Source organism: Mucilaginibacter sp., assembly GCF_036383575.1.
In the GTDB taxonomy this organism is placed as follows: domain Bacteria; phylum Bacteroidota; class Bacteroidia; order Sphingobacteriales; family Sphingobacteriaceae; genus Mucilaginibacter.
This window is the reverse complement of record NZ_DASVOB010000095.1, coordinates 1-13,816: the sequence shown is the minus strand read 5'-3', so window position 1 is coordinate 13,816 and position 13,816 is coordinate 1. Positions and strand designations below refer to the sequence as shown.

Annotated in this window: 10 protein-coding genes and 1 pseudogene; 7 read left to right on the top strand and 4 right to left on the bottom strand. The window is 42.0% G+C overall.

Going from position 1 to position 13,816, the window contains the following annotated elements; all coding sequences use genetic code 11:
• Positions 1-330 precede the first annotated feature (330 nt).
• Both VF500_RS03575 and VF500_RS03570 read right to left on the bottom strand, forming a co-directional pair.
• A complete protein-coding gene (locus tag VF500_RS03575) occupies positions 331-1,137 on the bottom strand; it encodes a phytanoyl-CoA dioxygenase family protein (protein WP_330858355.1) in 807 nt (268 codons plus the stop codon).
• Positions 1,138-1,401: 264 nt separating this feature from the next.
• Positions 1,402-2,178, bottom strand: coding sequence for an SDR family oxidoreductase (locus tag VF500_RS03570; protein ID WP_330858354.1), 777 nt, complete (start codon positions 2,176-2,178; stop codon positions 1,402-1,404).
• A gap of 228 nt (positions 2,179-2,406) precedes the next feature.
• On the opposite strand from VF500_RS03570, the gene VF500_RS03565 reads away from it, so the two are divergent.
• On the top strand, positions 2,407-3,567 hold the full coding sequence (locus tag VF500_RS03565) for a hypothetical protein (RefSeq protein WP_330858353.1): 1,161 nt from the start codon (positions 2,407-2,409) through the stop codon (positions 3,565-3,567).
• Between the two features lie 3 nt (positions 3,568-3,570).
• On the opposite strand, the gene VF500_RS03560 is transcribed toward VF500_RS03565, so the two are convergent.
• Positions 3,571-4,617, bottom strand: coding sequence for an LD-carboxypeptidase (locus VF500_RS03560; RefSeq protein ID WP_330858352.1), 1,047 nt, complete (start codon positions 4,615-4,617; stop codon positions 3,571-3,573).
• 141 nt (positions 4,618-4,758) lie between these two features.
• Between VF500_RS03560 and VF500_RS03555 the strand changes: the two genes are divergently transcribed.
• A complete protein-coding gene (locus tag VF500_RS03555) occupies positions 4,759-6,030 on the top strand; it encodes a formylglycine-generating enzyme family protein (RefSeq protein ID WP_330858351.1) in 1,272 nt (423 codons plus the stop codon).
• A 752-nt stretch (positions 6,031-6,782) separates the two neighbouring features.
• On the opposite strand, the gene VF500_RS03550 is transcribed toward VF500_RS03555, so the two are convergent.
• Complete coding sequence (locus tag VF500_RS03550; protein WP_330858350.1) at positions 6,783-7,514, bottom strand: GntR family transcriptional regulator; 732 nt, start codon at positions 7,512-7,514, stop codon at positions 6,783-6,785.
• 387 nt (positions 7,515-7,901) lie between these two features.
• Between VF500_RS03550 and VF500_RS03545 the strand changes: the two genes are divergently transcribed.
• From VF500_RS03545 to VF500_RS03525, 5 genes and pseudogenes are all read left to right on the top strand, one after another.
• Positions 7,902-9,203: a hypothetical protein gene (locus VF500_RS03545; RefSeq protein ID WP_330858349.1), complete on the top strand. Its 1,302-nt coding sequence runs from the start codon at positions 7,902-7,904 to the stop codon at positions 9,201-9,203.
• Positions 9,204-9,829: 626 nt separating this feature from the next.
• Complete coding sequence (locus VF500_RS03540) at positions 9,830-11,212, top strand: right-handed parallel beta-helix repeat-containing protein (protein WP_330858348.1); 1,383 nt, start codon at positions 9,830-9,832, stop codon at positions 11,210-11,212.
• A 260-nt stretch (positions 11,213-11,472) separates the two neighbouring features.
• Positions 11,473-12,264, top strand: coding sequence for a CHAD domain-containing protein (locus VF500_RS03535; protein WP_330858347.1), 792 nt, complete (start codon positions 11,473-11,475; stop codon positions 12,262-12,264).
• 469 nt (positions 12,265-12,733) lie between these two features.
• Complete coding sequence (locus tag VF500_RS03530; RefSeq protein ID WP_330858346.1) at positions 12,734-13,297, top strand: dihydrofolate reductase family protein; 564 nt, start codon at positions 12,734-12,736, stop codon at positions 13,295-13,297.
• Positions 13,298-13,589: 292 nt separating this feature from the next.
• Positions 13,590-13,816, top strand: a pseudogene (locus VF500_RS03525) (hypothetical protein); the annotation flags it as partial.

The window sequence follows — 13,816 nt, the reverse complement described above, 5'->3', positions numbered from 1 at the left end:
TCCAGCCGAGTGGTAACTATCAAAACGGCCTCTGGCCGGCGTAAATTCGCATGGCGTACACAGGCCAGAGGCCTGGAAATAACTGCCACTCGGCTGGAGCCGAGCGGCGGCGGGTAATACAATATGTCGTTGCGAAGCGCGGCAATCTCGTAGCCAATGTATGTCCGATCTGCATAGCTACGAGATTGCTTCGTCGTACCTCCTCGCAAAGACATGGTTTTATTTTACGGGAACTTTAACCAGGGCCCGTTCTGTAAAGAAACTTTTCAGGGCTGTGATTTTCCCGGTGCGGATGAGATAGCTGATGAATAAGGCGATTAACATAAATTTTTACTTAACGATACCTGCAAAACGTTGATAAAAGGCGGTAGGGCTGTCGGCGTGCTTTGGCTCATATTTACCGGCGATGATAGGGATATATATTACCCTGCGGCGGCTTTCTTCACCTATAACGGTTGACTGGGCTACGCGGTGCCACAGGCGGCCATCATGTATGGTCAGGTCGCCGGCAGTGGGGATAATAGCTACCTCATTTTCGTCGGTATCATGATCAAGGAAATACTTTTTACGGAAAAGCATCTGGTAAAGGTTTTGTTTATGTGTACCGGGAAGAATCCGCAGACCGCCATTTTCTGGTTTTAGCGTGCTCAGGTGGATGCCAACATTAAGCATCGGGTTCAATTTCTGGCCGTGGAAAATATCGCGCAGGCCATCGGTATGCCAGCCCATTTTAGTAAAGCTGCTTTCGGGGCCGTTTACGTAGTGGTTAAAAACCATGCCGTCTTTCTCGTCAGTTCCTAAGCGTGAACCTTCGCCTATGAGGTTAAGCAACACCTGGAAGCGGGGATCTTTAGTAAATTCATCTAACAGGCTATGATGTTGATTGATAAAAGCAAAACGCTGTACAATAGGCGAGCCGTCAAGGTCTTTGCCGAATTTGATGGGCACTCCGTTCACCTTTTCGGTTTTATTGCTGATCCAGGTATTTTCAACCTGTTTTGATGCGTTTATGATATCAGTAACCGTTTCGGGCTTAATGAAATTTTTAAAGTGGATAAAGCCGTGCTGGTTAAAAAAAGCTTGTTGTTCGGGCGTAATAGTTGAGCCTAAGGTGAATTTTTGATATGACGTTGACATGTGGTGGAAAGATATTTATGTACCTGGAAAATGAACTGTAAACACTGGGCACCGCCTATGCGGTATGTAGGAAAGGAACTGCTCCTTTAAGGGAAAATTAACAACAACAGCTGCACATGACCCTTTTCATCAAGGGCATTCGCATTGGGCATGCAAATAATATGTGGTGCGTATTGTTCAATGTATATTAAATCTATCTTTTTAGTAGACTATTGCAAATGTAAACAAATTGTTAATCACTCCAAATATTTATGAAAATATTTTTTAGTGCTTGTAAAGCTTGGCTGTTACCCTTTCAATCAGGCTTTTAGGACTGTGGGTTGCCGCTACTGCCGAAAGCTTGTTTAAAAATCCGGGTACTATTTCGGCTTTCTTATTGAACATCCCTTTTATGCCTATGACTGCAACTTCGTCGGCTTTCATATTAAATTTGGCGGCCAGTTCGGCCAAAGCGTCCATCCCAGCACGGTGAGCGAAACCTGTATCGGTAGGGCCGGGGCATAAACAGCTTATAGATATGTGCGAGTCCTTAAGCTCGTATTTTAATGCCCGGCTAAATGATAAAACAAATGTTTTGGTAGCCGCATATATCGCCAGCGTTGGTACAGCCTGGTAAGCCGCGGTGCTGGATACATTGAGGATGAAAGCCTGCTGCTGCAATTTTAAAAGCGGGATAAAATGATAGGAGAGTTCGGCGACAGCATTCATATTAACCTGCATCATGCCGGTTTGCGCTATTAAATCCAGTTCATCAAAATTACCCCACAGGCCATGCCCAGCATTATTTATCAATATGGCTACGGGGACATTTAAGCTTTTAACCCAGTTAAATACCAGCAGGGCAGCCCCTGTTTTTGAAAGATCAGCCGCCAGGTAATTAGTCTTAACGTGATAATCGGTTTTTATCTGGTCGGATACTGTAGCGAGGTCACTTTCCGACCGGGAAACCAACAACAGGTTATATCCCTTTTGGGCAAGCAATATAGCCATTGATCGTCCAATGCCCTTACCGGCCCCTGTAATTAAAGCGTATTGATCCATCGTTGTATAAAATATATCGGCATGCAAGTTTAATTAAAAATAATCTACTAAACTTGTAGACTATTTAAAATGTTATTACGTTTGTGTAAATATGAACAGCGCACCGCCATGTTTTCGTTTGTTAAGCTATAACCAGCCAGGTTATTGTTGTTGTTGCCGGTAAACATTAACCGCTTCCCCTTCGTTATTATATCGAACAACAAATTATCACAAGCTTAAAAATTGATCATGACTACCCATTATATAAAGCATTTATTCAGCGCTTTTGTAATCATAATTTTTATATCATTCGCGCTTCCCGCATCAGCCCAGTTATCGGCTGCGGTAAGGTATAAGCTCAATTTGCCAGATACAGCTACACATAGCGTAATTGATGATAACTATTCAGCCAGGCTGCTTACCACGGTATCAAATAAACCAGTTGTTGATAAAACTGATGCGGGTTTTGAAAGTGATCTGGAAAGTGAGTTGGATACCCACGCGGGCCGTAAAAAATTGATGGGTTATTTAAAGGAACTATCGGTAAGCAACACCAATGAAGCTAACTACAACCAGGCTAAAGTTAAATCATACTACAAGCTTGCCAATGTGTTTGCCAAGCTGCATTTGTATCCCTTAGCCATGAAGTGCTTTTTTAAAGCGATGGCATTTAAAAAGGATGACAATAATGCTGTACCTGCTGCTCCGGATTCATTAACTTCAGATACTACAGTGAAGTTGGTGCATTTAAACAGCGGTCTGCTGGCTATTAATGCTAATGACGATTCGGTATTTGTAAACACGCCGGTTCAGTTGAAGGATAAAAAGGAGAAGAAGAGCAAATCGATCACGTACGACCGCATCCTGAATACTTTTAACGACGGAAAAAAGGCAGCCGCTTATGCCTTGCTGTTTCATGTAAAGCAACCAAAACCCGGTAAGCCGACTGTGTTTGTGAGGGCTAATACCGGCCATACTTTTATTACGCTCATCAAGTATAATACAGATTCAACTTCGGTTTCTGTTTCCTTCGGATTTTATCCTAAAAAAGACAATATCTTTTCAGCAACTCCATGGGAACCTGAAACTTCCGGTACATTCAAAAATGACGCCGCGCACCAGTGGGACGAGGTTATGGGCAAGTTTATAACCGAACGCCGGTTTAAGCGCATCCTGAAGCTAACCCGTCTGTACGATGGATTAGAGTATCATCTATCTAAAAATAACTGTACCGATTTTGCATTACAGGCAGCTTCATGCGCCGGTTTTGGCGTTACCAATTCAAAAGGCTCATGGCCGCTGGGTCATGGTAATAACCCGGGAACAACAGGGCAAAACATCATAGCCGGAGGCATTTATGATAATGACAAGGCCGATGTATTTGTTGATTTTGATGAGGCTTTAAAATAAAGATCAGAGCGATTTAAGGGTGCTTCCCTCCGCATTAACTTCAAACGTATGCCATACACCGCATTTAAGTGCGAAATTATTTCTTTGATGGCCCACCGGAAAATCGAAGCAAATGGGGTAGGTGTATTCTTTTACTTTTTCGGTAACGATATCATAAATGGTACTGCCAAATTCTTCTCCTTCAATATCGGGTTTTAGCTGAAAGCCGCCGATTATTAAGCCGGCTAACCGGGAAAGTTTACCGCTTTGTTTCAGGTTCCAGAACATGCGGTCGATATTGTAAAGATACTCGTGGGTATCTTCAACAAATAAGATCTTTCCATTGGTATCCAGATCAGACGGAGTGCCCGAGAGCGTCGCGATCAGACTCAGGTTTCCGCCAACCAATGGGGCTTCGGCTTTGCCAAAGCGGTTTTGTGAAACTGGGGGTGACGAATAATTGAGGCTTTCGCCTGTAAGGGCCTGTCTTATAGATTGAATGGTAGCAATCTGCATAGCATCGGCTTTTGCCCAATCATCAGGGAAACTATTACACATTTTTGAATGCAGGGTTGCTATCCCAAAATTGCGGTTGATATGGCAGTGCAAAGCAGTAATATCGCTGAAACCGATGAGCCATTTAGGATTTTTCTTAAACTGCTTAAAATTGAGCTGGTCAATGATCCTTACTAATCCATAGCCGCCCCTGGCACACATAATAGCTTTGATCTCCGGGTTGTCCAGCATTTGCTGTAAGTCTGCCGTGCGTTCTTCATCCGTGCCTCCATATATAAAATCCTTTTTGCCGGTGTTATCGCCAATCTCTACCTTAAAACCCCAGCTTTGAATGAGCTGTACAGATGGTATAATGTCGGCTAAACTGATATACCCCGATGGACTGATAATGCCTATGGTATCGCCCGCTTTTAAATACGGAGGGATTTTATGATGGATATTAGCATAAGGAATTTCAGGAACGGTTGCCCATGACCCTGATGTTGATAATGCGGCCCCGGCAGTTACTAAGGAGGAGATGAAGCGTTTTCGGTTCATTTTTATGCCGTGTTGCATTTTGATGCAATAGGGTAGATAAAAGTATGAAAAACAAGATAATTAATAGGTTGTTTAAGGTTAGATAGTAAGGGAGATTATCCTATAATCTTTACACAACCAGGGCTTGTCTTTGCGCAAAGATCACTAAGTTTGAATTTGATGAAAATTAGGCTTATCTCATTTACCAAAATTACATTAATCACAGCGCCAGTCCTGGTGCTATTGCCTCTCGTTTTCCAGAGTTGTCACACTACTAATAAAGACAACAACACCGACAGCGTAACATCCCGGCCAGCAACAAATGCTTCAGCAGCCGGTTTTAAAATCAAAGCCGCTATTTCATGCACCAAAAACGGGATGATCAAAGAGGATAGCATTTTATACATGCACCAAGGGGGCGAAGCATTTAAACCTACAGTGGTTAACGCGGTTAGCACAGCAACGGGTAAATCCAATGCAGACATGGCCTGGATTCCCGGAGGGGCCTTTAGCATGGGCGGGATCAATCCAACCGGCATGACTGATGGTGGTATGGAAGCGATGGACGATGCCAGGCCTGTTCACCGGGTATTTGTTGATGGTTTTTACATGGACAAAACAGAGGTTACCAACGTGGAGTTTGCCAAATTTGTAAAAGCTACTGGTTACATAACTGTAGCCGAACAGAAACCTACAGCAGCAGAATTTCCGGGTGCATCACCCGAAGAACTGGTTGCAGGATCGGTTGTTTTTACTCCTCCGGGTCATAAAGTGCAGCTAAATGACCTTTCACAATGGTGGTCGTACCAAAAAGGGGCCGACTGGAAACACCCGCTTGGCCCGGGCTCGGATTTAAAGGGAAAAGAGAATTACCCGGTTGTACAGGTATGCTGGGAGGATGCTGCCGCCTATGCCAAATGGGCCGGCAAACGCCTGCCAACGGAGGCCGAATGGGAGTTTGCCGCAAGGGGAGGTAAAGCAGGCGACCTATATCCCTGGGGAAACCAGTTAAAACAGGATGGGCGCTGGATGGCCAACACATTCCAGGGATCTTTCCCTGATCATGATAATGCTGAGGATGGTGAAACTGGTCTTGGCCCTGTAAAAAAATATCCGGCGAATGCTTACGGTTTGTATGATATGGCCGGTAATGCCTGGGAGTGGTGTGCCGATTGGTACCGCAATGATTATTATAATAGTTTCGATCCTAATAAGGTTGCGCGCAATCCGAAAGGCCCGTCTGCTTCTTTAGATCCACTGGAGCCCGGGCAGAAAAAGAAAGTTCAACGAGGTGGTTCATTTTTGTGTACCGATCAATACTGTACGCGGTATATGGTAGGCTCAAGGGGCAAGGGAGAATATCGGTCGGCAACAAACCACGTTGGATTTAGATGTGTGCAGGATATTAAGCATGGTAGTAATCCAGCACTGGTTACCCAAAAAGTACTTTAATATTTTCTCTGATATTATTATAAGGGTTAATCAAGAACAGTGGGCAGCAGATTTAAAAGCTTTTGGCCTTAAGCATTCCGCCAAAAAGGCTATAAAAAAAAGAAGCACTCCTGATGGGCAGGAATGCGTTCTAACCAATTATAAACCTAAATTATGAGAAGAGATGCAAATCTGGACTCGAACCAGTCTCGCTGCCTGTCAGCTATTTACATGATGGTACAAATATACGTGTAATCTTTACATTTATTGTCATCTTAGTATGGAAATTTTACTTTTATTGGTATTTTTTTATAAATGATAATTAGTTTATAGATAATTGGCAACGAATTGCAATATTTTCAAAGTATAGCATGCTTTTGCAAAAGAGAAAGTTGTAAAAAATGGAGTCGCAAAAATGAGATCGTCATTGCGAGTAACCATCTGGGAAACCCTGAAAAACCGTGATGACGTATAACATACATTTAAGCGATGGTGCGTGCGGGGGCCGCGTTAGTGATAGGAGCGGATACCGGCCTTGAGCGTAATGCCTGCAGGCGTATGAGCGGATAGCACGGGCCGCAGGCAACGCCCATATTTGTAATATCGATCAAAAAACACATCTAACAATCGGTGACTTGCAATCATGTCATTATAAGGAACGAAGCAATCCCTGACCGCTCTCTATAGTTCGCGATTGTTTCGTACCTTATAATGGTGGTCATCTTAAATAGCCTCGTTTGCGTCGGAGTTTTATCAGCCAATTTACTACAGGATCAGGTTCTACGGCTTTCAACGGTGTATACAAAACTTTCCGCTTTATAATAGCCAAGGTTATATTCCATGGGGCGTTCGCCCTGGTCGTAAACAAATCTTTTCCTGAATAACACGGGACTTCCGGTTTCAATTTCAAGCTTGCCGGCTATGAACTTATTGGCTTCAAGGGCGCTGATCTCTTCTTTTGACAGGTTGGCTACCGTAGAGTATTCATCCTCAAGCATCTCGTAAAGTGGGCGTTTAAAATCCTCTTCGCCGGTAAGGCCTATCCGGGGATGGAAATAGGATATGAAATAAACAAAAGGATTGTCGCTGCTGCCACGCAGCCGCTCCATTTTTACAATTTTTTTCTCTGTGCCGATATCAAAAAAACTGGCGGTACTTTCATCGGGGAATACCCAGCTTACATGCAGCTCATAGTTTTTTACATTGATACCCCTCGCCTTCATTTCCTGCGAAAAACTAAGCCAGTTCATTGATTTTGAACTGATTTTTGAACGGGCAACCTTGGTGCCGAAGCCTTTCTTACGGATCAGCAGCTCTTCATAAACCAATTTATTAATAGCCTGGCGCAATGTTGTGCGGGATATGGCCAGCTTTTTAGCCAGCTCAACCTCATTAGGCAGTAATTTACCCGCCTGGTAGGCCGGATCCTTGATCAGTTCGCGAAGCAATTGCTCGGCCTGTATATGAAGAGGTATGGGACTTTTATGATCGATGGCTAATTTCATAGTGGTTTCTGCTAACCTTAATGAGTTTAATTACGGTAAAGATAACAAAAAGCTCAACTATGTATTTACATGCCTTAATCCGGTGTTTTTAAATGTGCTATACATAACTTTTAATACATTAATATGATAATAGTAGGAAAGTTATGTTTGGTTACTTCTTATTACTGCATTAACCCGGTAGTTCTGTTCGCTTTTCTTTGCCTTTAACAGTAAATGTTTGTACAAATGGCCGCTTTATTGTTTTAGTTTTATTGCGATGGGAAAAGGCAGATAGATATTGAAAAAGGATTGTATGCAGCATCCTTTGTTGGTTCCTCGCCCTTAAGAACCTGAGTAGCGGAAAATAATCAGTTTATTACTTATAAATTTTCCTGATTATTGCCTTTAATGAATGCACTGAAAATCTTGCTGCTAACTATCGTACTAAGCCTTCCGGCGATGCTGTTTGCCCAAAGCTCCGTACTCCAAAAAGAACTTGCAAAGCAAATTATGAACGACAACCGTTTGGATACCGTTGAAGCAAGGGCATTGCGTTTATTGACCGGCTTTACCGCGGGCACTTCATACGGTGAGATCTGGATCCGCGATTTTAATACTTTTATTGAGGGCTCATTGCGGGTACGTAGCAGGGACGAGGTTAAAGATAAACTATTGCTTTTTTTTAAAATTCAGGGTAAGGATGGCAATATTCCAGATGGTGCTATTCATAAAGAACAAGCAAACGTAGGGTATCAGTATTTATATTCTGAACTGGCGCCCGGCTGGGCCATTCATAAAAATACAGTTGAAACCGACCAGGAATCGTCATTGATCCAGGCAGTTAAAAAGTATATCGACGTTACCGGCGATAAAAGTATTTTAACAGATACCATCGGTGGCCGAACCGTAATACAGCGCATGGACGATGCCATGAACTATATTATGAAAGAACGCTGGTCGGCTAAGTACGGTTTGGTAATTGGCGCTACTACGGTTGACTGGGGTGATGTGCAAACCCAGCATGGCTGGGGCGTGGCTATAAACGACAAAACAAAATGGGCAATTGATATTTATGATAACGCCATGTTTTTGCTGGCCATACATGATTTTTTAGCTATGAAGCCTGCCGGGTACAAGGCATCACGGTATTGGGGAGATATTGCCATCTGTATGAAAATAAGGGTCCGGCATCATTTGTGGGATGCAAAAGCAGGTAAATATATTCCGCATATTTATCTTGATGGCTCGCCGTTTCCGCCATCATTTAATGAAAAACAGATACTTTACCTTGGCGGTACCATATGTGCTATAAAAGCGGGCCTGAATACCCCAAAGGAGCTCATTGACATCAATGATCAGTTTTTGAAAGCGGCATCTAAGGAAAAATATGCCACTATCGGTCTTACTGTTTATCCGCCGTACCCCCTTGAAGAATTTCCGAATATGCCGCCATTCACCTATCAAAACGGCGGCGACTGGACGTGGTTTGGCGGCCGGATGATTGCCCCCTTAATTGAGAATAATATGGCAAGTGAAGCCTACGCTGAACTAAGCCCGATGATTGACCGCGTGCTAAAGAACAAGGGGTTTTTTGAATGGTACGATGTTAAAACAGGTGAAGCAAAAGGCTCAGGCGATTTTAGAGGTGAAGCCGGGGTGCTTTACGAAGCCATAACCAGGTTGCGCAGTTGGGCAAGGGTACATATGTAAAAAGTTGTTTAGAATAAAAAATCGTGGTTCTAATTCGCTACCCATGAAATAATAAAATAGGTGTCATGTTGAGTGTTTAAATCCGGCGAACCCTGAAGAGCAAATGACAAAAGAGGGCTGGTCGGTCTGAGCCTGTCGAAGACTCGCGCGCAGAGGCCCTGCCCACTATGCTTCGGCAGGCTCAGCATGACACCTATTTTGATTATGTCATGGAACTTGTTTCAACACCTCATTCGCCAAGCCATATGTATGGCAAATCACCTTCCTTTCTTGCTGCTGAAACAAGTTCAGTATGATGGTGTGGAGAAATTCGCTTGATTTAAATATTCAGGATTACAGCGCTTATTGGTTAAATAGCATCTTTCCTACCCCATTCGTCTGTTAGTAGGCGGCTAACATGACGTGAATTTTCTTAGCCTAATGACATCAGTTCAGGAATTAAAAGAAACTTTTTATTGTAATTTTTGTCACCCGAAAGTTTGTAAACTTCCATTTGTTAGTTGTTTAATTGTAAGGTAACAATATTAACATAACTATCGTAAAACAACCGGTGCTGCGTTGTAAGGACAAGTTGGCTATCAAGACTATTTAAATTCAATAAAATCAAGATTCTTTTAGGTTCATAAATGGGAAATAACAATTACTTAATACGCATGATTGCCGGTGTGCTGGTTATATCATGTTTCGCAAGGTGTTCAAAAAGCGTAAACAAAATTGAAAAACCGACAAGCCCTATTCCGGAGCAGGTTAATTCGGACCAAAGTTTAGCAACAACGGCAGCTTCTACCTATACATACACAGTTAAAACTACTGAATGGATGGTTGACGGGACAAAGATTCCCGCGGGGGCCAAAATATATATTCCCGCAGGTAAAAGGGGCTCTTTATTGCTTAAAAACTTTAAAGGGACTGCTGCTGCTCCTATCTTAATTGTTAATCAGGGTGGCAGGGTGTCATTCACTACTGAAACCACGGCTTCATACGCATTTAAGACTCAAAATTGTCAGTATTTTAAAGTGCTGGGAAATGGTGTATCCACAATTAAATACGGCTTTGATGTAAACGGCGGCAACATCGGCATGACGATGGATGACCTGAGCACTGATTTTGAAATTGCAGGTGTTGAAGTACGTAACAGCGGCTTTGCCGGCATTATGGCTAAAACAGACCCAACATGTGATGTGGCAACTCAGCGGGGCAGGTTTGTTATGAAAAACGTTTTGATTCATGATAATTATGTTCATAAAACAGGCGGCGAAGGGCTTTACATAGGAAATTCATTTTACGAGGATGGGGTTTCCACATCCTGCGGTACCGTTTTACCTCATGACGTAATTAACGCCAAGATCTATAGGAACCTGGTTGATTCAACCGGCTCTGAAGGGATCCAGGTTGGCAGTGCTACTTCTGGTTGCGAAATTTATAGTAATACGGTTAAAAATCCGGGAAGAAGCCCGTTTTCTGCATACCAGGATAACGGTATACAAATAGGAGAGGGTACCGGCGGTAAATGTTATAATAACCTGGTTAAAAATGCTCCTGGCGATGGTATTATCGTTCTTGGATTTGGCGATAATGTAGTGTTCAATAATTACATTATCAATTCAAAATCCTACGGCATCTTTGCAGATTCAAGGTATACACCAGGGAAGAATTTTCAGTTTATCAATAATAGCATCATTGGTTCGGTGTTGGGAGGAATAAAGCTGAACTCCGAAACAATCCCGATGAATACTGTTATTAATAACGTATTGATACAACCAGCATCTGTACAGGCAATAATCAGAAAAAGCACCGGAGTAAAACTAACGGCATCAAATAATTATGTAAGCACAGATGTAAACACGTGTAAGTTTGTTAATTATGGAGGTGATAATTTTCATTTGCAATCATCATCACCGCTTATTAATAAAGGGGCCAACGTTTTATCGTACGGTATAAAATTTGATTATTATGGCGCAGTGCGCCCATCAGGCACCGCTTTTGATATCGGAGCTACTGAATATTAATGTGCTTTGTCTTCGGGCAAAAGCAGAACGAGTTTAACGAGCAAAAGGGATGGCAAAACTGCCGTCCCTTTTGCATTTAAAGCCTTAAAAGAAATATTTTTTAACTGTATTTTTATGTTGGGTTTTGCACTATTATTTAGTTAGGGGCATGATAGGTTTTTTGAACTGACCAAAAATGTGCTGCAATGTTTTGTAAAGTAACATATCGATTTTTATGAATTTCTGACAGCGGGAAAATCCAAACAATAATAATCCACGGTATGAAAAAGAAGACGGAACGGAAATATATAGTTAAGACGTGGCGGGTTATGAAACGCCACCTCCGCTCTTTTGTCAAAACCGGTGAACAGGAAGAGCTTCACCGTTTTCGTACCGGCGTAAAAAAACTGAGGGCTATTTTGATCCTGGCAGACAGCGCCGCACAGGATTCTGTACTGGCGAAACGCTTTAAACCTGTTCGTAAAATATTTAAGCAGGCCGGTGAGATCAGGGATGCTTATATAAACCAGGAATTGGGCCAAGCCGTTGGCGGAAATGATGATTTTATCCGGGAACAACAAGATGTTATGAATAGTGCTACCCTGGCATTTAATGCTGATGAGGACAGGCACCGGACTTGGCTTCGAAAAACACGCCGCAGGCTCCTGAAGCGGATCGGCCCGATCAGCAAGCTGCACCTCACTTTATATTACCGGCAACAATTGGAAATCATTGCCGCAACCTTAAGCCAACTCCGTTTTGACGAGGAACTGCATACTTGTCGTAAGCAATTGAAGGTACTGCTGTATAATTATACCCTGACCCGCCCCGAACTGGGTATATCCTTCAATGAAACTTATCTTGACCGGGTACAGGAAGCAATTGGCAATTGGCATGACAACCAACTGGCTATCACACTGCTTTCGACATTGAAGACGGAGAGCAATACCGGAACAATTATCAAATTAAAGAAGCAGGGAACCCGGCTTAAAAAGCAAATCACCGGGCTAACCCGAAATTTCCGGGAACAGGCAACTACTGTGACCGAACTTCCCATCCAACAAGTGGATTAACGGGAAAGCCGGTCATTCATAGTATTTGCAATCATTGTGATATGGTTTAGGTACAATATCTTATTCAAAACTCAAACAACATGCTATCTTGTTTTGCTCAAAACAAAAATACTAATATTTTTAGTATTTTAAAATGAAATTAAAGATTCTGTGCATAATATTTAAATGTCGAAGTTTCTTTAATTAATGTATGTAAATCATCTTGGAACTTAAGAATCTGTTTAAAAGCGAATGGAAAGTTTTTTGTAGAGACGCATCACATGCGTCTCTCGGCGGACAGACCGATTTAAAAGGTTTCTAATTCTGCCGGAAATTGCACGCGGGAGACTACAATTAAAAATAATCAAATTTAGATAGCTTCTAAGTCTTTAGAATATTCCCTTTTTCTACATTTGTTTGGAAGAGAGCCCTTTGCTCACATAATTGGCTATTATCAGGCAATACGTATTTCTGAATTATAATCATTCAAATGGCGGCAGATATGTTTAAAATAACCATACATATGGTTTCAAGTCTTGATGGTTATATTGCCAAAAAGGATAATAGCGTTTCATGGTTTGATACGTCCGACAATTACGAGAAAGGCGTTCATGTTACTGAGCAGGAGGCGAATGAATTTCTTAAAAAGATAGATTGTTACATCATGGGTTCCCGGACGTACGAACATGCCCTGGAACTTTCAAAATTATATGGCTGGGTTTATGGAGATGTGCCGACCATTGTGTTAACTCACAGAAAACTACCGGTAGAAAGGCCGAATATTAAAATTTATTCAGGGGATCTGCACAAATTGGTGATCGAACAACTAAAACCAAACTACAAGAATGTTTGGCTTGTAGGCGGTGCCAAACTCACCAAAGATTTCATCCGTTTAAACTTAGCGGATGAAATAAGGCAGTCGATCCTGCCGGTTATTCTGGGTGAAGGAACACCCTTTTTTGATGAGATAGGACAAGAGCAAGCTTTGCATCTCAAGAATGTAACAGCCCACAAAAGCGGAATGGTGGAGCTGTGTTACGAAATAAGAAAATGAATCCAAAATGAGAATGTTAAAACTCATGATTGGAAGCTAATTGATTATACCTCAGTTAGTACCATAATCAAAAAAGGTTGTTTTCGAAAAGAAAGCGACCTTTCTGTTTTTAGGCATATTTTCGGACCATGTTGTTAAGTTGCACTAAATCAATAGTATAAATAACCCCTATAAAATCCAGTTTTGTCCCCCATCAAAAGGATTTTAAGTCTGTTAATTTGTTTCACCAATTAACCAGAGCTCTCATTAAATATCGGGAGAAGAACATCTATTAACCTAAAAAATCTTTATTATGAAAAAATTAACTCTTGTTTTATTTGTATTTATTGCAGCCTCTTCATTTTTTGCATGCAGAAAAGATACTACGGCTACAGCCAATTCTGCTGTAAATACTCCTGCCGATCGCCTGTCAACTAACACTGTATCGTGGGTAAATGTTATTCCTGCTACTTCTTTTAGCTCATACAGTACCTATTGGAATGACTTATATCCCTGGGGATCGGATCATAATGGATCTGC

Bases quoted from the DNA above. Each gene is read 5' to 3' on its own strand.
- VF500_RS03575 (WP_330858355.1), bottom strand. From the start codon at position 1,137: ATGTCAACGTCATATCAAAAATTCACCTTAGGCTCAACTATTACGCCC.
- VF500_RS03570 (WP_330858354.1), bottom strand. From the start codon at position 2,178: ATGGATCAATACGCTTTAATTACAGGGGCCGGTAAGGGCATTGGACGA.
- VF500_RS03565 (WP_330858353.1), top strand. From the start codon at position 2,407: ATGACTACCCATTATATAAAGCATTTATTCAGCGCTTTTGTAATCATA.
- VF500_RS03560 (WP_330858352.1), bottom strand. From the start codon at position 4,617: ATGCAACACGGCATAAAAATGAACCGAAAACGCTTCATCTCCTCCTTA.
- VF500_RS03555 (WP_330858351.1), top strand. From the start codon at position 4,759: ATGAAAATTAGGCTTATCTCATTTACCAAAATTACATTAATCACAGCG.
- VF500_RS03550 (WP_330858350.1), bottom strand. From the start codon at position 7,514: ATGAAATTAGCCATCGATCATAAAAGTCCCATACCTCTTCATATACAG.
- VF500_RS03545 (WP_330858349.1), top strand. From the start codon at position 7,902: ATGAATGCACTGAAAATCTTGCTGCTAACTATCGTACTAAGCCTTCCG.
- VF500_RS03540 (WP_330858348.1), top strand. From the start codon at position 9,830: ATGGGAAATAACAATTACTTAATACGCATGATTGCCGGTGTGCTGGTT.
- VF500_RS03535 (WP_330858347.1), top strand. From the start codon at position 11,473: ATGAAAAAGAAGACGGAACGGAAATATATAGTTAAGACGTGGCGGGTT.
- VF500_RS03530 (WP_330858346.1), top strand. From the start codon at position 12,734: ATGGCGGCAGATATGTTTAAAATAACCATACATATGGTTTCAAGTCTT.